The sequence below is a fragment of the Oryzihumus leptocrescens genome (assembly GCF_006716205.1).
GTDB classification, from domain to species: domain Bacteria; phylum Actinomycetota; class Actinomycetes; order Actinomycetales; family Dermatophilaceae; genus Oryzihumus; species Oryzihumus leptocrescens.
Map to the genome: position 1 here is coordinate 12,256 of NZ_VFOQ01000004.1, position 18,632 is coordinate 30,887.

General features: G+C 73.6%; 16 protein-coding genes and 1 pseudogene. 8 read left to right on the forward strand and 9 right to left on the reverse strand.

Translation table 11 applies throughout. The annotated features are described in order from the left end of the window. Window positions 1-13: 13 nt before the first annotated feature. The 5 genes from cutA to FB474_RS20485 all read right to left on the reverse strand — a co-directional run bounded on the left by cutA (window position 14) and on the right by FB474_RS20485 (window position 7,372). Window positions 14-2,446, reverse strand: a complete 2,433-nt coding sequence (gene cutA, locus FB474_RS20465) for an aerobic carbon-monoxide dehydrogenase large subunit (RefSeq protein ID WP_141790720.1) — start codon at window positions 2,444-2,446, stop codon at window positions 14-16. Beyond that, complete coding sequence (locus tag FB474_RS20470; protein ID WP_141790721.1) at window positions 2,443-2,958, reverse strand: (2Fe-2S)-binding protein; 516 nt, start codon at window positions 2,956-2,958, stop codon at window positions 2,443-2,445. Before FB474_RS20470 ends, cutA begins: the two co-directional genes overlap by 4 nt. Next, complete coding sequence (locus FB474_RS20475; protein ID WP_141790722.1) at window positions 2,955-3,830, reverse strand: FAD binding domain-containing protein; 876 nt, start codon at window positions 3,828-3,830, stop codon at window positions 2,955-2,957. Before FB474_RS20475 ends, FB474_RS20470 begins: the two co-directional genes overlap by 4 nt. 161 nt (window positions 3,831-3,991) lie before the next feature. Further along, entirely contained in the window at window positions 3,992-5,458 is a 1,467-nt protein-coding gene (locus tag FB474_RS20480; RefSeq protein ID WP_246092781.1) for a uracil-xanthine permease family protein, read from the reverse strand. Window positions 5,459-5,656: 198 nt separating this feature from the next. After that, window positions 5,657-7,372 (reverse strand): PucR family transcriptional regulator, encoded by a 1,716-nt coding sequence (locus FB474_RS20485; protein WP_141790724.1) that lies wholly within the window; start codon window positions 7,370-7,372, stop codon window positions 5,657-5,659. A 107-nt stretch (window positions 7,373-7,479) separates the two neighbouring features. On the opposite strand from FB474_RS20485, the gene FB474_RS20490 reads away from it, so the two are divergent. Genes FB474_RS20490 through FB474_RS20500 form a run of 3 tightly spaced genes read left to right on the forward strand, consistent with a single transcriptional unit; the run spans window position 7,480 to window position 11,297 of the window. Next, on the forward strand, window positions 7,480-8,370 hold the full coding sequence (locus FB474_RS20490; protein WP_141790725.1) for an oxamate carbamoyltransferase subunit AllH family protein: 891 nt from the start codon (window positions 7,480-7,482) through the stop codon (window positions 8,368-8,370). Further along, window positions 8,367-9,863, forward strand: coding sequence for an AllF/FdrA family protein (locus FB474_RS20495; RefSeq protein WP_246092783.1), 1,497 nt, complete (start codon window positions 8,367-8,369; stop codon window positions 9,861-9,863). Before FB474_RS20490 ends, FB474_RS20495 begins: the two co-directional genes overlap by 4 nt. Before the next feature lie 12 nt (window positions 9,864-9,875). After that, window positions 9,876-11,297: a YlbE family protein gene (locus tag FB474_RS20500; protein WP_141790726.1), complete on the forward strand. Its 1,422-nt coding sequence runs from the start codon at window positions 9,876-9,878 to the stop codon at window positions 11,295-11,297. 76 nt (window positions 11,298-11,373) lie between these two features. Here FB474_RS20500 and FB474_RS20505 read toward each other — a convergent pair whose 3' ends face one another. Genes FB474_RS20505 through FB474_RS20520 form a run of 4 tightly spaced genes read right to left on the reverse strand, consistent with a single transcriptional unit; the run spans window position 11,374 to window position 15,140 of the window. Further along, a complete protein-coding gene (locus tag FB474_RS20505; RefSeq protein WP_221632721.1) occupies window positions 11,374-11,952 on the reverse strand; it encodes a nucleotidyltransferase family protein in 579 nt (192 codons plus the stop codon). 11 nt (window positions 11,953-11,963) lie between these two features. Continuing rightward, window positions 11,964-13,127 carry an XdhC family protein gene (locus FB474_RS20510; RefSeq protein WP_141790728.1) on the reverse strand — a complete coding sequence of 388 codons (1,164 nt, stop codon included), beginning with the start codon at window positions 13,125-13,127 and terminating at the stop codon, window positions 11,964-11,966. Then, entirely contained in the window at window positions 13,120-14,244 is a 1,125-nt protein-coding gene (locus FB474_RS20515; RefSeq protein WP_246092788.1) for a vWA domain-containing protein, read from the reverse strand. Before FB474_RS20515 ends, FB474_RS20510 begins: the two co-directional genes overlap by 8 nt. A 5-nt stretch (window positions 14,245-14,249) precedes the next feature. Then, complete coding sequence (locus tag FB474_RS20520) at window positions 14,250-15,140, reverse strand: AAA family ATPase (protein ID WP_141790729.1); 891 nt, start codon at window positions 15,138-15,140, stop codon at window positions 14,250-14,252. Between the two features lie 201 nt (window positions 15,141-15,341). On the opposite strand from FB474_RS20520, the gene FB474_RS20525 reads away from it, so the two are divergent. The 5 genes and pseudogenes from FB474_RS20525 (at window position 15,342) to FB474_RS21595 (ending at window position 18,497) form a co-directional block, all read left to right on the forward strand. Then, window positions 15,342-15,749 carry a TOBE domain-containing protein gene (locus tag FB474_RS20525; protein WP_141790730.1) on the forward strand — a complete coding sequence of 136 codons (408 nt, stop codon included), beginning with the start codon at window positions 15,342-15,344 and terminating at the stop codon, window positions 15,747-15,749. Continuing rightward, entirely contained in the window at window positions 15,746-16,540 is a 795-nt protein-coding gene (modA, locus tag FB474_RS20530; RefSeq protein WP_141790731.1) for a molybdate ABC transporter substrate-binding protein, read from the forward strand. Before FB474_RS20525 ends, modA begins: the two co-directional genes overlap by 4 nt. 53 nt (window positions 16,541-16,593) lie before the next feature. Further along, window positions 16,594-17,373 (forward strand): ABC transporter permease, encoded by a 780-nt coding sequence (locus FB474_RS20535; RefSeq protein ID WP_246092791.1) that lies wholly within the window; start codon window positions 16,594-16,596, stop codon window positions 17,371-17,373. 65 nt (window positions 17,374-17,438) lie between these two features. Further along, window positions 17,439-17,867: pseudogene (locus tag FB474_RS21590) on the forward strand (ATP-binding cassette domain-containing protein); the annotation flags it as partial. 120 nt (window positions 17,868-17,987) lie between these two features. Then, the gene (locus FB474_RS21595; protein WP_425465326.1) at window positions 17,988-18,497 is read left to right on the forward strand and encodes a TOBE domain-containing protein; all 510 of its coding nucleotides are present in this window, start codon (window positions 17,988-17,990) and stop codon (window positions 18,495-18,497) included. Window positions 18,498-18,632: the final 135 nt, after the last annotated feature.

Consider the following 18,632-nt stretch of genomic DNA (forward strand, 5'->3'; position numbering starts at 1 on the left):
TTTCCTCGTTCTCTCAGGCCGTGGGGGCGGTCGTGGTGGTGCGGGAGCCGCGGCGCAGGCCAGGCAGCTCACCGGCGGCGTGGCGGTGGCGCAGATCCCACAGCTCGGTGGGGGAGATCGGCATCGAGGTGATCGGGAAGCCCTCGGCGTCCTCGATCGCGCTGGCGATGACGGCGGTGACGGGGATGCACCCGGCCTCGCCGGCGCCCTTGATCCCCAACGGGTTCAGCGGGCTCGGCGTCTCGAGGTGGTCGGTCTCGACGTGCGGCACCTCGGAGGCGTAGGGCATGAGGAAGTCCATGAACGAGGCGTTGAGCAGCTGCCCGGCCTCGTCGTAGGCCATCCGCTCGTACAACGCGCCGCCGACGCCCTGCGCGACGCCGCCGTGCACCTGTCCCTCGACGATCATCGGGTTGATCATCCGCCCGCAGTCGTGGATGACGCAGTAGCGCAGGATCGTGATCTCCGCGGTCTGCGGGTCGGTCTCGACGATGGCGGCGTGCATGCCGTTGGCGAAGGTCGCCCGCGGCGGGGAGTAGAAGTCCTTGCCCTCCAGGCCGGGTTCCTCGTCGTCGGCCACCGGCGGCTTGTCCATGTCGGGCGTGCCGGCGAACTGCGTTGCCGCCTTGGCGGACTCGTCGAAGGCGTAGCGGAGCGGGTTGGACAGCACCGCGATCGTGGACAGCGCGACCTGGGCCTCCGGGTCGCCCTTGACGCGCACGATGCCGTCGACGATCTCGAGGTCACCGGGGTCGGCCTCGAGCGCTTCTCCGGCGATCCGCAGCGCCTTCTCCCGCACGTTGCGGGCGGCGAGCGCGATCGCGTTGCCGCTCATCACCGCCGCCCGGGAGGCGAACGTGCCCACGGCGTACTGGAACCGGCGGGTGTCCCCCGTGGTGACGTGCACGTCCTCCATCCGCACGCCGAGCTCCTCGGCGACGATCTGGGCGAACACCGTCTGGTGGCCCTGGCCCTGGCTGGTCAGGCCGGTGGAGACGTTGACCCGTCCGGTGGTCTCGATCTGGATGTGGCCGCCCTCGTAGGGCCCGACGCCGGTGCCCTCGACGTAGCAGCCGATCCCCAGCCCGACGCGCCGCCCGGCCGCCTCGGCCTCCGCCCGGTATGCCGCGAAGTCGTCCCAGCCCACGAGCTCCTTGAGCTTGGCCAGGCTGGCGGGGAAGTCGCCGGAGTCGTACATCAGCGGCCGGCCGTCCTGGAACAGCAGCCCGTGGTCGTAGGGCATCTCCTCGGGCTGGATGAAGTTGGTGCTGCGCACGTCGGCGCGGTCCTTGCCCAGGTAGTCGGCGATGGCGTCCATGGTGCGTTCCATCGCGTAGACGCCCTGCGGGCGGCCGGCGCCGCGGTAGGGCGTGACGATCACCGTGTTGGTGAACAGCGACCAGAACTCACACTTGTACGCGCCGGGCTTGTAGGGGCCGAGCAGCTGGGTGGAGGTGATGATCGGGACGATGATCCCGTAGGGCGTGTAGGCCCCGTTGTCGTGCCACAGCTTCACCGACAGGCCGAGCACCCGGCCCTCGTCGTCGAAGCCGACCTCGACGTCCTGGAGCTGTCCGCGCTCGTGCGCCGAGGAGATGAAGTGCTCGCGCCGGTCCTCGACCCACTTGACGTCGGCGTCGAGGCGCCGGGCCGCCCACGGGACCAGGACCTCCTCGGGCCACGGGTGCATGATCTTGACCCCGAAGCCGCCGCCCACGTCGGGGGCGATGCACTCGACCTTGGCCAGCGGCATACCGAGCTTGGCCGCGACCGCGGCCCGCACGCCCGTGGACGTCTGGGTGGAGGAGTAGATGCGCAGGCTCTGCTCGTCGCTGTCCCAGCGGGCGTAGACGCCCTTGCCCTCCATCGGCATGCAGGCGCTGCGCTCGATCTCCAGGGCCAGGGTGAGCCGGTGCGGGGCGGCCGCGATCGCCGCCGCGGTGTCGCCGACCTCCTGGACCATGTGCGCCGCGACGTTGCCCGGTGCCTCCTCGTGCACGAGCGCCTCGCCGGAGCGGGCGGCCTCGATGCCGACGACGACGGGCAGCTGCTCGTACTCCACCCGGATCCGCTCGCAGGCGTCCTCGGCGACGTAGCGGTCGGTCGCCACCACCATGGCCACCGGCTCGCCGACGTGGTTGACCAGCTCCGGGGCCAGGGCGTAGCCGGTCATCGGGTTGGTCAGCGTGGGGTGCGGGATGAGCAGCGGCAGGCGCTCGGCGGTCTTGCCGTCGAGGTCCTCGTAGGTGTAGATCGCGACGACGCCCTCGACGTCGATCGCCTCGGAGACGTCGATGTCGGTGATCCGGGCGTGCGCGTAGGGGCTGCGCACGAACGCCGCGGCGAGCGCGTCGTGGCCGAGGTCGTCGAGGTAGCGGCCGTTGCCGGTGACCAGCCGCGGGTCCTCCGTGCGGTGGACCGGGGCGCCGAACATCCGCGTGGTCATGCGCCCGCCTCCCGCTCGTGGGTGATCTCGGCCGCGCGCAGCACCGACTTCACGATGTTCTGGTAGCCCGTGCAGCGACAGAGGTTGCCCGAGATGCACTCGCGCGCCTCGGCCTCGGTCGGGTCCGGGTTCTCCTGCAGGTATGCCGTGATGGTCGTCAGGAAGCCGGGGGTGCAGAAGCCGCACTGCAGGCCGTGGCACTCGGTGAACGCCTGCTGCACCGGGCTCATCTGCTCCGCGTCGGGAGCCAGGCCCTCGACCGTCGTGATCTCGTGGTCCTGGGCGGTGACCGCGAACATCAGGCAGGAGCGCATCGGCTGGCCGTCGACGAGGACCGTGCAGGCGCCGCAGACGCCGTGCTCGCAGCCGACGTGGGTGCCGGTCAGGCGCAGGTCGTGGCGCAGGAAGTCCGAGAGCAGGCGCCGCGCCGGGGCGGTCGCGGTGCGGGCGACGCCGTTGACGCGCAGCGTGATCTCGAGCTGCTGCTCGACGGTCGAGGTGGTGTCGGTCATCGGGACTGGCCTTCGAGAGCGGTGGCCGCGGCCTCGGTGAGGACGCGGGTGGTCAGGACGCCGGCGAGCATGCGGCGGTAGTCGGCGGTGGCGTGGATGTCGCCGTCAGGGTCGACGTGGTCACGGGCCATCTCGGCGGCCTTGACCCAGTCGACGTCGGCGACCTCCCGCCCGGCGAAGGCCTCGGTCAGGTCGAGGACGTCCGGGGTGGGCGTGACCGAGACGAACGACGCGCGCACGCTGGTGACCACGCCGTCGGTGAGCGTGACTGCCGCGGCGACCCCGGCGAGGGCGTAGTCACCGTGGCGCCGGGCGCTCTCGGCGAACGCCGTGCCGGTGCCGGCCGGGAAGCGCCCGAAGCGGACCCCGGTCGCCATCTCGCCCTCGGTGAGGCAGGACTCCAGCGGGCCGAGGAAGAAGTCCGCGGCCGCGATCTCGCGGGTGCCTGCGGCACTGGCCGCCTCGACATACCCCTGGGTCAGGGCGAGGACGGCCGGCATCTCGCCGGAGGGGTCGGCGTGCGCGATCGAGCCGGTGGTGGTGCCGCGGTTGCGGATCGCGGGGTGGGCCACGTTGCGCAGGGCCTGGCGGAGCAGGGGGTTGGCGGCGAAGGCACCGTCGTGGCGCTCGAGCAGGGCGTGGCGGACCAGCGCACCGATCCGCACCGCGTCGTCGGTGACCTCCACGGTGTCCAGCCCGGCGACCCGGTTGATGTCGACGAGGTGGCCCGGCGCGGCGAGGCGCATGTTGAGGATGGGGATGAGGCTCTGGCCGCCGGCGAGGACCTTGCCGTCGTGCCCGACCTCGGCCAGGACCGCGACCGCCTCGGCGACGCTGCGAGGCGCGTGGTGGACGAAGGGGGAGGGCTTCACCGTGACGATCCTGCCTTGCGTGGTGGGGTGTGGATATGGGACGGGCTCACCGCTGCGGGCGAGTGATGTTGGCAACTTCTGCCGTCAATCCTGCCCCCGAATGGCACGTGGGCCACGCCGATCCCGAAGATCGGCGCGGCCCACGTGGGGGTGGTGCTCGGTCAGGGCTTGTGGTGCTCCGTGGGAGCGACGTCCTCGTCGCGGTAGAGCGGCGCGGACTCCTCGCCACCGGGCTCGTTTTCCACCGCGACATTGCCGACTGCGATCACGGCCCCGTCGGCGCGGGCGCGCAGGTCCGGCGTGGCCAGGGCCCGGGCAAGGTGGTAGGCGCCGATGGTGACGATCGTGCCGAGCGCGATGCCGGAGAGGGTGAAGGACTTGGTGAACACCAGGCTCGTGTTGCCGATGCCGATGATGATTCCGGCGGCGATGGGCACCAGGTTGAGCGGGTTGCCGAAGTCGACGTTGTTCTCCTTCCAGATCTTCGCGCCGAGCAGGCCGATCATGCCGTAGAGGACGACCGTGATGCCGCCGAGCACCCCACCGGGGGTGGCCGAGACCATCGCGCCGAACTTGGGCGAGAAGCCGAACAGGATCGCCACGGCCGCGGCGACGAAGTAGGCCGCGGTGGAGTAGACGCGGGTGGCCGCCATGACGCCGATGTTCTCGGCATAGGTCGTGGTCGGGGAACCACCGATGGAGGTCGCGATGACTGTGCCGACGCCGTCCGCGGCGATCGCTCGGCCCATCACCGGGTCGAGGTCGTGGCCGGTCATCTCGGCGACCGCCTTGACGTGGCCGGTGTTCTCCGCGATCAGCGCGATCACGGCCGGCAGCACCAGGAGGATGAAGGCGATGTTGAAGCTCGGCAGGTGCCAGCCGACGACACCGGTGGCGGCGTCCGTGTGCGGCGGGAAGCCGAACCACGGGGCGCTCTTGACGCCGTCCCAGTTGACCCGCCAGTGCGTGTCGACCTTGCCGGCCGCCGCGTTGTAGGAGGTGATCTGGCCGAAGCCCCGGTCGAAGAGCCACGACAGGACGTAGCCGAGGATCAGGCCCAGGAAGATGGAGATGCGGCCGATGAACCCGCGCAGGCCCACGCTCATGGCGATGACTGCCACCATGACGATGAGGGCGATCCACTGGTCCTGCGGCCAGTAGATGCTGGCCACGACCGGGGCGAGGTTGAACCCGATCAGCATGACCACGGCGCCGGTGACGACCGGGGGCAGCACCTTGTGCACCACGGCCGAGCCGAGGAAGTGGATCGCCACGCCGACCAGCGCCAGCACCGCGCCGGCGACGAGGATCGCCCCGGTGACGCTGGGGGCGATGACCGCGGCGTTGGCCTTGGGGTTGCTGGCCTTGATCTGCAGGCCGATGGCCACGACGCCGCCGACGAAGGAGGCGCTGGTGCCGAGGTAGCTCGGCACCTTGCCGTTGACGATCAGCAGGAAGCAGATCGTCGCGATGCCGCTCATCAGGATCGCGAGCTGAGGGTTCAGCCCCATGATCAGCGGGAAGACGAACGTGGCGCCGAACATCGCGACCACGTGCTGAGCTCCGAGTCCTACGGTCTTCCCCCACGAGAGCCGCTCATCGGGCGCCACGACGTCGGTCGGACCCATGATCCGTCCGTCACCGTGCAGTTTCCAACCCAACGCCATCAGGTCCTCCTTGTATGCGCCACAGGGTGTGGCACGGGTCACGCCGGGCGGCGCGATGCGTGAACGCTAGGCCCAGCGTGGAGGCGCCGCTTGGTGATTTGTTGACAGTCACACGGCGTGTCGGTTGGTCACAGTTGCGGCCCGGAGGGACGAATCGGCTCAGATCCCACGCATCTGGACGACCTGCAGTGCCAGCGACAGGGTCAGGCGCAGGTTGGGGTCGCTGGTGAACGGGCCGAGCATCCGCTCCAGCTTCACGATGCGGTAGCGCAACGTGTTGTAGTGGAAGTGCAGGATCCGCGCCGTCTCGGCCACGTTGAGGTTGGTGTCCAGCAGCACCGAGAGGGTGGTGCGCAGGTCGGCGTTCTCCGGGGTGTCGTTGGTGACCAGCTCGCCGAGCGCCTCGGCCACGAAGCTGCGCAGCTCGGCGGTGTCGGGCACCAGGGACAGCAGGCGGAAGATGCCCAGGCCGTCGAAGTGCGTCAGGGCCGAGGGGCCGTGCATCTGCCGGCCGACGCTGACCGCCTTGCACGCCTGCTCATAGGCCTGGGGCAGCTGGTCGGCGGAGTCGATCGGCCGGGAGATCCCGGTGGAGAAGGATCGCCGCCCACCGCCGCCGTCACCGCTGACGACGCGCACCATCTCGCGCACCGTTCGGCTGATCGACTCGGTGTCGGCGTCGTCGGGGACGCCGAGCACGCTGACGACCTCCTGGCTGAAGCCGACCACGGGGGCCCGCTCGTCGCGGACCCGGACCACCTGGTGCCACGCGGTGGCGAACCGGTCCTGCAGCGAGCGGACCTCGTCGCGGCTCAGCCCGCGCGGGGTGGCGTGCGGGTCGGTCTCGGCGACCACGACCACCATCCGGCGGCCGATGTCCCAGCCGAGGGAGTCGGCGTGCGCGGTGACCCGCTCGGCCGTGCCGGCCCGCCCGGCGAGGGCGTCGCGCAGGAAGTCGGCCTGGTACTTGCTCTCGACCGCCGAGACCGCCTGGGCCTTGGTGATGGCCAGCGCCGCGACGGTGGCTGCCCGCTCGAGGGTGTGGACGTCGTCGGGGGTCAGCTCGTGGCTGGCGTTGAACGCCACGAGCCGGCCGTGGTCCAGCGCGCCGGCCACGATCCGCACCACCGCCCGCCGGGCCCGGTCCCCACCGGGGGTCCGGGCCCCCACCGGCTCGCCCTCGACGAGGAACCGGCCCGTCGGGTCGAAGCAGTCCAGCGCCAGCGCGCCGGCGAGGTCCTCGTCGGTGGCGCCCGCACTGGCGCGCACCCGGCCGTCCGCGGTGGTGACCATCACCGCGCCGCCGAGGATGCCGGCGAGCTCCTCGCACAGCCGGTCCAGGCCGCCGCCGGTGAGCACGATCTGCACCAGCGCCCGGTGGGCGTCCTCGGCCCGGGCGAGCATCGCCGCCTGCCGGTTGAGCACCTCGGTCAGGACCTGGTTGATGATGTCGTCGAACCCGACGTCGTCGGGCAGCGCGATGACCGGCAGGCCGAGCCGGTCGGCCTCCTCCAGCATCGCCGCGGGCAGCTCGGACAGGTAGCGGCCGAGCTTGACCGCGATACCGGCCAGCCCGCGCGCGGCGAGCTCGCTGACGAGCACGGGGAGGCTGTGCGGCACCCCGCGCAGGGGGTAGCCGGTGGTGAGCAGCAGCTCCTGGGGCTTGACCCAGGGCAGGATGTCCGGCACCTCCATCACGTTGAGGCGGCTGACCAGCCGGTCGAGCCCGGCGTGACCGGCCAGCACCCGCGCCCCGCGCAGGCACTCCAGCTCCAGGACGGTGCCCAGGCTCAGCCCGGGACCGGGCACCCCCAAGGCGCCGTGCGCTGGCAACTCCCGGTCAACAAGGGCCGAATCCTTGGCAACATTGCCCATGCTCGGGACTGTACCCGCGGCGTTAGCGTCGCCGAAGGGCACCCACGACCCACCGGTGGCGCGCGGGGCCCGGACGCCCGCCGGTCCCGACAGGACAGGAACTCCCCGTGACGCCTCAGGCTCCGCCGCCTTCGATGCTCGGCGCCGCCTCACCCCTCACCTGGGACCTGCTCGCCGGCCGGGAGCGGGAGGCCACGGTCCTGGCGGCCTTCCCCACCGCGGTCTACCTGCGTGCCGGGGACCACCACGAGGTGCTCCCCGTCGTCTCGAGCGACGCGCTGATGCTGCCCACCGCGCTGCGCCTGCCGCTGCCGGCTGACGACCTGGTCTGGGGCCTCGCCGCGGGCGACACCGTCACCCTGGGCCGGGGGATGCTGCGCCTGCCCGGGTGGGGGATCCGGGTGGTCCGGCAGTGGCGCCCGGCGCAGGTCCGCCCCCTCACCCACCGGGTCCCCGGGCACCTGCTCCTGGCCGCGGCAGGAGTGATGGCGCCGGGCGGGCTCGACGCCGACCTCGCCGACCGGGCCGGTTTCACCCTGCGCGCCGCCCTTCGCGGCGACGCGGCGACGGCCACCTCCCTGGTCGACGGCCTGGTCGGGTCCGGGCGTGGCCTGACCCCGAGCGGTGACGACGCGCTGTGCGCGGTCCTGCTCGTGCTCCACGGCGTCGGCTCGCTGACCGGCCTGCGGGTCGCGTCCGCCGCCACCTCCGCCCGCCGGCACGCCACGACCAGCCTGTCCGCGTCGCTGCTCGACGCGGCCGCCGGAGGGTATGCCGTCCCGCAGGTCGCCGCGCTCGTCACCGCCGCGCTGCGCGGCGACGAGACCGCGACGGCGACCGCCCTCGAGGACGTGCTGGCCATCGGCCACTCCTCCGGGCGCGACCTCGCCGCCGGCCTGGCCGGCTGCCTGCGCGTCCTCGCCCTGCTGCCCCACGCCGTGCCGCGACCCGCGGCACCCGAACACGCACCCGAACCCGCTGGAAGGGACCTCCCGTGACCGATCTTGTCGAGGTGCGCCGCGGCGCCTACTACGACTCGGTGAGCCTGATGCAGGTCTCCCGGGCCGTCGGTGCGGCCCCGGGCGTCAGCGCGGCGCTCGTGGCCATGGCCACCGAGCTCAACACCGACCTCCTGGCTGGCATGGGCTTCACGCTCGGCGAGCCGGTGGGCCCCAACGACATGCTCGTGGCGATCCGGGGCGAGGACGAGGCCGCCGTCGACGCCGGCCGCTCGGCCCTGGACGCCGCGCTGGCGGGCCTGAAGGCCGCCGGAGCCCAGGCCGGCGGGTTCGGCGACGCCCCGCCGCCGCGCACCCTCGGCTCGGCCGCCGCGGTCACCGGCGCCAACCTGGCGCTGATCTCGGTCCCGGGCCGCAACGCCTTCGTCGACGCCATGGACGCGGTCCGCTCCGGGATGTCGGTCGTGCTCTTCTCCGACAACGTCGGCGTCGAGGAGGAGGTCGCGCTCAAGGACGCCGCCCGGGAGGCCGACGTGCTGGTCATGGGTCCCGACTGCGGCACCGCAGTCGTCGGCGGCGTGGCCCTGGGCTTCGCCAACGCTGCCCGCGCCGGCTCGGTCGGCCTCGTCGCGGCCTCCGGCACCGGCGCCCAGCAGGTCATGTGCCTGCTCGACGCCGCCGGCGTCGGGATGAGCCACTGCCTCGGCGTGGGCGGGCGCGACCTGTCCTCCACCGTGCAGGGACGCTCCACCCGGCAGGCCCTCGCCGCCCTGGCCGCCGACCCGGCCACCGAGTCGGTCATCGTCGTCTCCAAGCCCCCGGCCGCCGAGGTGCTCGAGGACGTCCAGGCGTATGCCGCGTCGCTGGGCAAGCCGGTCCACTGGGCCACCCTGGGCGCGGGCCGCCCCGACCTCACCGCGGCCGTGGAGGCCGCACTGGAGGGCGAGGGGCACGGCATACCGCAGTGGCCGAGCTGGCCGGCCCCCACCCAGGAGTCGCCGGTGCCCGGTGCGCTGCGCGGGCTGTTCTGCGGCGGCACCCTGGCCGACGAGGCGATGCTGGTCGCCGCCGAGGTCCTCGGGCCGATCCGGTCCAACATCCCGCTGTCGCCCGAGCTGGCCCTGGGGCCGGACCTGCGCAGCGACTCCCACCTGGTCATCGACTTCGGCGACGACGGCCTGACCCAGGGCCGGGCGCACCCGATGATCGACCCGTCGCTGCGGCTGGAGCGGATAGCCGCCGAGGGCGCCGACCCGACCTGCGGGGTCCTGCTGCTCGACCTCGTCCTGGGCTTCGGCTCGCACAGCGATCCGGCGGGGGAGCTCGCCGAGGCCGTCGAGGGCGCGCGCAAGGCCGCCGCCGACGGGGGCCGCGCGCTGCCCGTCGTGGTGTCCCTGACGGGTGTCGAGTCCGACCCGCAGGGCCTGAGCGCCTGCGCGAAGACGCTGCAGGCGGCCGGCGCGTCGGTGTTCCTGTCCAACGCCCAGGCCACGCGCCACGCCCTGTCCCTGCTCGCCGACGCCCAGGCCTGAGAAGGAGTTTCGATGACCGACACCACCACGCCCCTGCACGGCCTGCTGTCCGGCGAGCCCTCTGTCGTCACCGCCGGCGTCGGGCTGTTCGCCGACGCGCTGCGCGCCCAGGCGGCACAGGTCACCGAGGTCGACTGGCGTCCCCCGATGGACGGCACCGAGGCCGACCTGGCCCGGGTCATGGCCGACCCGCGCCGGGAGGAGGCCAACCGCACCGCCGTCTCCCGGCTTCTGGCCGCCGGCGCCGAGCTGGTCGACGTGCGCCCGGCCAGCGAGGCCCTGGGCATGGAGAAGGGCGTCTTCTTCCACGCCGGCCCGCCGATCACCTGGGACCGCGCGTCCGGGCCGCTGAAGGGCGCGCTCATCGGCGGCATGCTCTTCGAGGGCCTGGCCGACAGCCCCGAGGAGGCCGAGAAGCACCTGGCCTCCGGTGACGTCACCCTCGACCCCTGCCACCACCACCACGCGGTCGGCCCGATGGCCGGTGTGGTCTCGCCGTCGATGTGGATGTTCGAGCTGCGCGACCCGGTGCACGGCGGTCGGGCCTGGTGCTCCCTCAACGAGGGGCTGGGCAAGGTGCTGCGCTACGGCGCCTACGGCCCCGAGGTCATCGAGCGGCTGCAGTGGATGGCCAACGTGCTAGGGCCGTTGCTGCAGAAAGCGGTTCGCGCCCACGGGCCGGTGGACATCAAGGCGATCATCGCCCAGATGCTGCAGATGGGCGACGAGGGCCACAACCGCAACCGGGCCGGGACGCTGATGTTCCTGCGCGACATCCTGCCGTCGCTGATCACCGCTGATGCCCCCTCCTCCGACATCGCCGAGGCGGTGCGCTTCATGGGTGCCAACGACCACTTCTTCCTCAACCTCGACATGCCGGCCTGCAAGCTGGCCACCGACGCGGCGCGGGACGTGCCCGGCTCGACCATGGTCGTGACGATGGCGCGCAACGGCACCGACTTCGGCATCCAGGTCTCAGGCACCGGCGACGAGTGGTTCACCGGGCCGGCCAACACCCCGGAGGGCCTGTTCCTGGGCTCCTACGGACCGGAGGACGCCAACCCCGACATCGGCGACTCGGCGATCACCGAGACCGCGGGCATCGGCGGCTTCGCCATGGCGGCGGCCCCGGCGATCGTGCGCTTCGTCGGCGGCGACGTGCCGCTGGCGCTACGGGCGACCCGGTCGATGTACGAGATCACGCTGGACGAGCACCCCTCTTTCCAGGTGCCGATCCTGGAGTTCCGCGGCACCCCGAGCGGCATCGACGTCACCAAGGTCGTGCGCACCGGGATCCTGCCGCAGATCAACACCGGCATGGCCGGGGCGGTCGCGGGCACCGGGCAGGTCGGCGCCGGCCTGGTCACCCCGCCGGAGCAGTGCTTCCCGGCCGCGCTGGCCGCGCTGGCCAAGGCGGTGCCGGACACCGTCTGACCTCCCTTTGCGCAAGTTGGGGCTGCTGAGGCCCGGGATTCCCGGATCACAGCAGCCCTTTCTTGCGCAAAGAGGCTCAGCCGGACAGGTCCGCCGGCGTGTCGATGTCCCGCCACGGCCCGAGGTCCCCGCACTCCACCGGCGTGACGAGCCCCTGGTGATCGCGCAGCCAGGCCCGGGCCCCCTCGTCACCGTGCACCGCGTCGGCCACCTCTGCCCACACCTCGCGCACCAGCCCCACCGGGGTCCGCTGCTGTCCCCGGTATGCCGCGACGGCGGCGGTCGCGCCGTCGGCCAGGGCCGCGGCCACCCGGCGCAGGTGCTCGGCCCCCACGCCGGGGGTGTCGACCAGGGTCACCACGACGGCGTCGACCTCCGGGCCTGCCCCAACGGCGGCCAGTCCGGCACGCAGCGAGGACGCCTGGCCGCTGTCCCACTCGGGGTTGTGCACCACCACGACCTCGGGAGTCTGCACCTGGTCGGTCCCGGCCAGCGGCTCCGGTTCGACCATGGCCGCGCCGGTGACCACCACGACCGGGTCGAGCCCGGCGTGGGCACAGGCCCCCACGGCGAGGTCGACCAGCCGGCGGCCGTCGAGCTCCACCTGGGCCTTCGGCCGGCCCAGCCGGACCCCGGCGCCAGCGGCGAGCACCACGCCGGCGACCTTCACGGTGCGCTCGCCGTCAACGTCGGTGACGACTCCGGCACCGGGTCGCGGTGGATCCGGCCGTCGAGGTCGCTGAGCCGGCGGCCGGTGCCACCCCAGCGGGCGGCGATGACCTCGGCGGCGATCGAGACTGCCGTCTCCTCGGGGGTGCGCGCCCCCAGGTCGAGGCCGATCGGGCCGGAGAGCCGGGCCAGCTCGGCCTCGGTCACACCGCGCTCGCGCAGCTCCGCCAGCCGGGCCGCGTGGGTGCGCCGGGAGCCCATGGCGCCGACGTAGCCGGCCGGGCTGCGCAGGGCGACCTCGAGCAGCGGGACGTCGAACTTGGGGTCGTGGGTGAGCACCGTCAGCACGGTGCTCTGCTCGACGCGGCCGGCCTCGACCTCCTCCTGCAGGTAGGCGTGCGGCCAGCGGACGACGACCTCGTCGGCCTCGGGGAAGCGCGCCGGCGTGGCGAACACGGGCCGGGCGTCGCAGACGGTGACGTGGTGGCCGAGGAAGCCGCCGGTGCGTGCCACGGCACGGGCGAAGTCGATCGCGCCGAAGACGATCATCCGCGGCCGCGGCGCGAACGCCGTCACGAACACCTCGAGCTCGTCCGGCCGGCGCTGCCCGTCGGGGCCGTAGTGCAGCACCTCGCTGTGCCCGGCGCGCAGCAGCCCCCGGGCGTCGTCCGTGACGGCGTCGTCCAGCCGGTCGGTGCCCAGCGTGCCGATCGCCCTGTCCGCGAACACGATCCGCCGGTCGCCGACCGCGGGGCCGTGGTCGCCCGGTGCGGCCACGACCGTGGCGACGGCCACCGGGGTGCCGGCCTCGATCGCGTCGATCACCGCGGCGAAGGCGGGGTCGGTGGCCGGGTCGACCCGCACGACGGTGACGTCGAGCTCGCCCCCGCAGGTCAGCCCGACGGAGAACGCGTCGGCGCCGCTGATCCCGTAGTGCGCCCCGCGGGCGGTGCCATCCGCGAGGACCCGCTGCGCCACGTCATACACGGCTCCCTCGACGCAGCCGCCGGAGACGCTGCCGGCGACCTCGCCGTCGGCGTTGACCGCCATGGCCGCGCCCGCGGGGCGCGGGGAGGACTGCCAGGTGCGGGTGACCGTGGCCAGGGCGAACGGCCGGCCGTCGGCGACCCAGGCGCGCAGCTCGGGGACGAGGTCACGCATGGCTGGGCTCCCGGTGCCTGCTGTGGTCGGTGGCGATGACCCGGGCGAGCTGCTCGAGCGTGTCGACGCTGTGCCCGGCGAGGAAGTCGTCGACCGACGGCAGCGCGGCCTGCATCCCGGCGGTGGCGGGGGCGTAGCCCTCCTTGCCCTTGTGCGGGTTGACCCAGATGACCCGGTGGGCGAGCCGGTGCAGCCGCTCCATCTGCTCGCGCAGCTCGGTGGTGTCGCCGCGCTCCCAGCCGTCGGAGGCGATGACGACGACGGCGCCGCGGACGAGGCCGCGCTGGCCCCAGGTGGTCAGGAGCTGGCGCAGGTTGTCGCCGAGCCGGGTGCCGCCGGACCAGTCGGGCACCGTCGCGGCGAACGCCGCCAGCGCGGCGTCGGCGGTCGGCTGGCGCAGGGCAGTGGTGACCCGGGTCAGCCGGGTGCCGACGGTGAGGACCTCGGTGTGCGGGCGTGTCCGGGCCAGGGCGTGGGCGAAGCGCAGGAACGCGTCGGCGTAGGCCTTCATCGAGCCGGACACGTCGAGCACGAGGACGACCCGGCGAGGGGTGACCGTGCGTCGGCGGTGGCGCAGCCGGGCCGGCTCCCCGCCGGCGCGGAGCATGGCCGCGGTGGTGCCGCGCCGGTCCAGCCGGCCGCGCCGGGCCGGTGCGGTGCGACGGGACACCCGGTGCGGGCCGTCGAGGGAGATCGCGGCGACGAGGCGGTGCACGGCCGCGCGCTCGTGCTCCTTGAGGCGGGCGACGTCCTTGTGCCGCAACACTTCCCGGGCGCTTGCGGTGCTGGTCACGGCGGCCTCCTCGGAGCCCTCCTCACCGGCTCCGGGGTCCTCGACACCGACGCCGCGCTCGACCTCGACCCGGGCACGGGTCTGGGGGTCCCCGTCTTCGGGGCGGAAGTAGGCCTCGAAGACGCGGTCGTAGACGGCGATGTCCTCGGCCCGGGAGCAGCACGTCACCCGGCCGGCCCAGTAGACGTCCTGGCGGGAGAGCGCATCGAGCCGGGTGAGCGCCTCGAGGAACGAGCGGACCCGGTCGGGGTGGGCGGCCACGCCGGCTCGGCGCAGCGCCTGACCGAAGCCGACCATGACCTCCTCGAGCGGGACCGTGGCCACGCTGCTCACCCCGGGACGAGGTTCGCGACCCCGTGGGCGGTGATCGCCTCGAGGTCCTCGCGGTACTTGGCGACCGCGCCGAGCGAGGCGGTGGCCAGCTCGGGGGTGAGGTCGACGGCGCCGAGCGCCTGCAGGCAGCGGGCCCAGTCCAGCGACTCGGCGACCCCGGGCGGCTTGAGCAGGCCGAGCCCGCGCAGCCGCGCCACCGCGTCGGCGACCTGCGCCGCAAGGGCCTCGGACAGCCCCGGCACGCGCCGGCGCAGGATGGCGATCTCGCGCTCCCGGCCCGGGTGGTCCATCCAGTGGTAGAGGCAGCGCCGCTTGAGGGCGTCGTGCACGTCGCGGGTGCGGTTGCTGGTGATGATGACGACCGGCGGCACCTGCGCCCGGACCGTGCCGAGCTCGGGGATGGTCACCGCGAAGTCGCTGAGCACCTCCAGCAGGAACGCCTCGAACTCGTCGTCGGCCCGGTCGATCTCGTCGACCAGAAGCACGCTGCGGTGCTCGGCGGTGGAGGTCTCCAGCGCCCGCAGCACGGGCCGGGCCAGCAGGAAGCGCCGGTCGTAGAGCGAGGCCTCGGTCGCGGCGGGGTCGGTGATGCCGCTCGCCTCCGCGGCTCGCAGGTGCAGCAGCTGCCGGGGGAAGTCCCAGTCGTAGAGGGCCTGGGTGGAGTCGATGCCCTCGTAGCACTGCAGGCGCACCAGCTCCCCGCCCAGCTCCTGCGCCAGGGCCAGCGCGAGGCTGGTCTTGCCGACGCCGGGCTCGCCCTCGCAGAACAGCGGGCGCTCGAGCTGCAGCGCCAGGAACGCCGCCGTGGCCAGGCCCTCGTCGGCGAGGTAACCGACCCGGTCGAGGGCGTCGGCGATCGTCTGGGGACTGCTGGTGTCGACGGCCAACTCGGGTCCTCCGGCGTGGGGGCTGGGCTGCGTCCTCACGCTACGGCACGGGGGTGCGCCGGCCGTGGTGAGAACCTGCCAAGAGCCGGTATGCCGCCTTGGTGCGTTCCGCTGACGGTGCGGCTCAGGTGCGTGGCTTGGTCCGCAGGTGCCGTCTGTTTGCCGCTTGTGCAGTCCGCATCTGCGGATAGGCTGCGAGACATGACGACGTTCCGGGTCCGCGAGGCGGCCGAGCTGCTCGGCGTCAGCGACGACACCGTCCGACGCTGGGCCGACGCCGGACGGCTCGAGACCGTCACCGACGCCTCCGGGCGGCGCACCGTCGAGGGCGCGGTGCTGGCCCGCTTCGCCGAGGAGCTCGCCGCCGCGGTCGAGCGCCCGCAGCCCCGGCCGGTCGTCTCGGAGTCCGCGCGCAACCGGTTCCAGGGGCTGGTGACCAAGGTGCTGCGCGACACGGTCATGGCCCAGGTCGAGATCCAGGCCGGACCGCACCGGTTCGTCTCGCTCATGAGCCGCGAGGCCGCCGACGAGCTCGGGCTGGAGCCCGGCGTCCTGGCGATCGCGGCCGTGAAGTCCACCAACGTCGTCGTGGAGGTGCCGGCGCAATGAACGCTCCCCGCCGGTCCGTCCTCACCGGCCTCGCCGCCGGCGCCGTCCTCGCCCTGGCCGCGTGCGGCACGTCGGGGTCCAGCAGCGCGACGACCGCGCAGGGCTCGTCGTCCTCGGTCGGCGGCACGGTGACCGTGTTCGCCGCGGCCTCGCTGAAGGAGGCGTTCACGAACCTGGGTACGCGGTTCGAGGAGCAGCACCCGGGCACGCACGTGGTCTTCAGCTTCGGCCCGAGCTCCGGCCTGGCCCAGCAGGTCACCCAGGGCGCACCGGCCGACGTCTTCGCCTCGGCGAGCACCAAGAACATGGACCAGGTGGTGCAGGCGGGCGCCGCCACGACCCCGACGCCCTTTGCCAGCAACCAGATGGAGATCGCGGTGCCGCCGGACAACCCGGCCCACGTTGCCGGGGTCAAGGACCTGGCGCGCAGCGGCGTCAAGGTGGCCCTGTGCCAGGCCCAGGTGCCCTGTGGCGCCACGGCCGCCAAGGTCTTCGACAATGCCGGCGTCACGGTCACGCCGGTCACGGAGGAGGTCGACGTCAAGTCGGTGCTGGCCAAGGTCAGCCTCGGGGAGGTCGACGCGGGCGTGGTCTACGTGACCGACGTGCGCGCCGCCGGCAGCAAGGTCAAGGGCATCCTGATCCCCGCGGCCGTCAACGCCTCCACGTCCTACCCGATCGCCACGCTGGTCAAGGCGCCCAACCCCGCCGGTGCGAAGGCGTTCACCGATCTCGTCCTCTCCGCTGCCGGGCAGCAGGTCCTGGCGGCCGACGGGTTCGCCAAGCCGTGACCCGGGGCGCGGCACGTCGGGACGGTGACCGCGACGTCACCGGACCTGCGAGCGTGCCGTGGCCACTCGGCATACCGGCGCTGGTGGGGGCGGCGTTCCTGCTCGTGCCGCTGGCCGGGCTGCTGCTGCGGGCGCCGTGGGGCAGCCTCGGCGGCCTGCTGACCGACGGCAACGTGGCCGAGGCGCTGCGGCTGTCGCTGGTCTGCGCGACCACGGCGACCGTCATCTCCCTCGTGCTCGGCGTACCCCTGGCGTGGGTGCTGGCGCGGGTGCGGGCCCCGGGCATGACCCTGCTGCGGGCGCTGGTCACCCTGCCGCTGGTGCTGCCGCCGGTGGTGGGAGGCGTGGCGCTGCTGCTGGCGTTCGGGCGGCAGGGGGTGCTCGGGCGGCTGCTGGAGTCGTGGACCGGGATCACCCTGCCGTTCACCACCGCCGGCGTGGTGGTCGCCGAGACGTTCGTGGCGATGCCGTTCCTCGTCGTGACCGTGGAGGGGGCGTTCCGGGCGGCCGACCGGGGCTACGAGGAGGCGGCGGCGACGCTGGGTGCCTCGCGGCTGGGCGTGTTCCGCCGGGTGACGCTGCCGATGGTGGCGCCGTCGCTGGGCGCCGGGGCGGTGCTGTGCTGGGCCCGGGCGCTGGGGGAGTTCGGGGCGACGATCACCTTCGCCGGCAGCTTCCCGGGGCGGACCCAGACGATGCCGCTGGCGGTCTACCTCGCCCTGGAGAGCGACCCCGAGGCGGCGATCGCGCTGTCGCTGGTGCTGCTCGTGGTGTCCGTGGTCATCCTCGCGGTGCTGCGTGACCGGTGGCTGCGGGCGGGGAGCACGGCGTGAGCGTGGATTCACGTGAAACCTCCGCCGCCCTCGAGGTCGACGGGGTGGTCGAGCGCGGCGGCTTCCGGCTGGCCGTCTCGGCCACGGTCGAGCCGGGGGAGGTGCTCGGCGTCCTGGGCCCCAACGGTGCCGGCAAGTCGACGCTGCTGCGGGCCCTCGCCGGGCTGACCGTGCTGGCCGCCGGGACGATCCGCCTCGGCGGCACGCTGCTCGACGGCGAGCACCTGTTCGTCCCACCGGAGCAGCGGCCGGTCGGGCTGGTGTTCCAGAGCTACCGGCTCTTCCCGCACCTGAGCGTGCTGGACAACGTGGCGTTCGCGCCGCGGTCCCGGGGCCTGGGCCGGCGCCGGTCCCGGGAGGTGGCCCGCGGCTGGCTGGAGCGGCTCGACCTGGCCGAGCTGGCCGACCGGCGGCCCGCGCAGGTGTCCGGTGGGCAGGCGCAGCGCGTCGCCCTGGCCCGGGCCCTGGCCGCCGAGCCCGGGCTGCTGCTGCTCGACGAGCCGCTGTCGGCGCTCGACGCCGGCACCCGCCTCGATGTGCGCACCCTGCTGCGCCGGCACCTGGAGTTCTTCGCCGGCCCGGTGCTCGTGGTGACCCACGATCCGCTCGAGGCGATGGTGCTGTGCGACCGGCTGCTGGTCATCGAGGGCGGCCGGGTGGTCCAGCAGGGCACCCCCGCGTCGGTGGCACGGCACCCGGCGACGGAGTACGTCGCGCGCCTGGTCGGACTCAACCTGTATGCAGGGCGGCTCGACCCCGACCGCGGCAGCGTCGCGCTCGACGGTGGTGGGGACCTCGCGGTGACGCCCACCGCCGAGGCGCGGGGCTCGAACCGGGTGCTGGTGGGGCTGCGCCCCTCGGCGATCACGGTGCACACCGTGCGGCCCGAGCACGCCAGCGTGCGCAACGTGTGGGCCGGCACCATCGAGAGCCTGGAGCTGCTCACCGACCGGGTGCGGGTCAACGTCGAGGGCACGCCGTCGGCGCTGGTGGACGTCACGCCCGGGGCCGTGGCCGAGCTCGGGCTCGGGCCGGGGCAGGCCGTGTGGCTGTCGGCCAAGGCGACCGAGACCGACGCCTACCCCGAGTCGGCGAGCACCCGGCATACCGCCGAGGTGTCCTGAGCCTGGCGCCGGTGCGGGGGGTGCGCCGGTGGCTGAAAGCAGGCCTCGCTGTTTGCTCTGGGGGCGTACCGTCAGAGGTGCGGCCGGGTTCCGGCGGCGCGGAGCCGGTCGAGACCGGCGGAAGAAGGTGTCCCG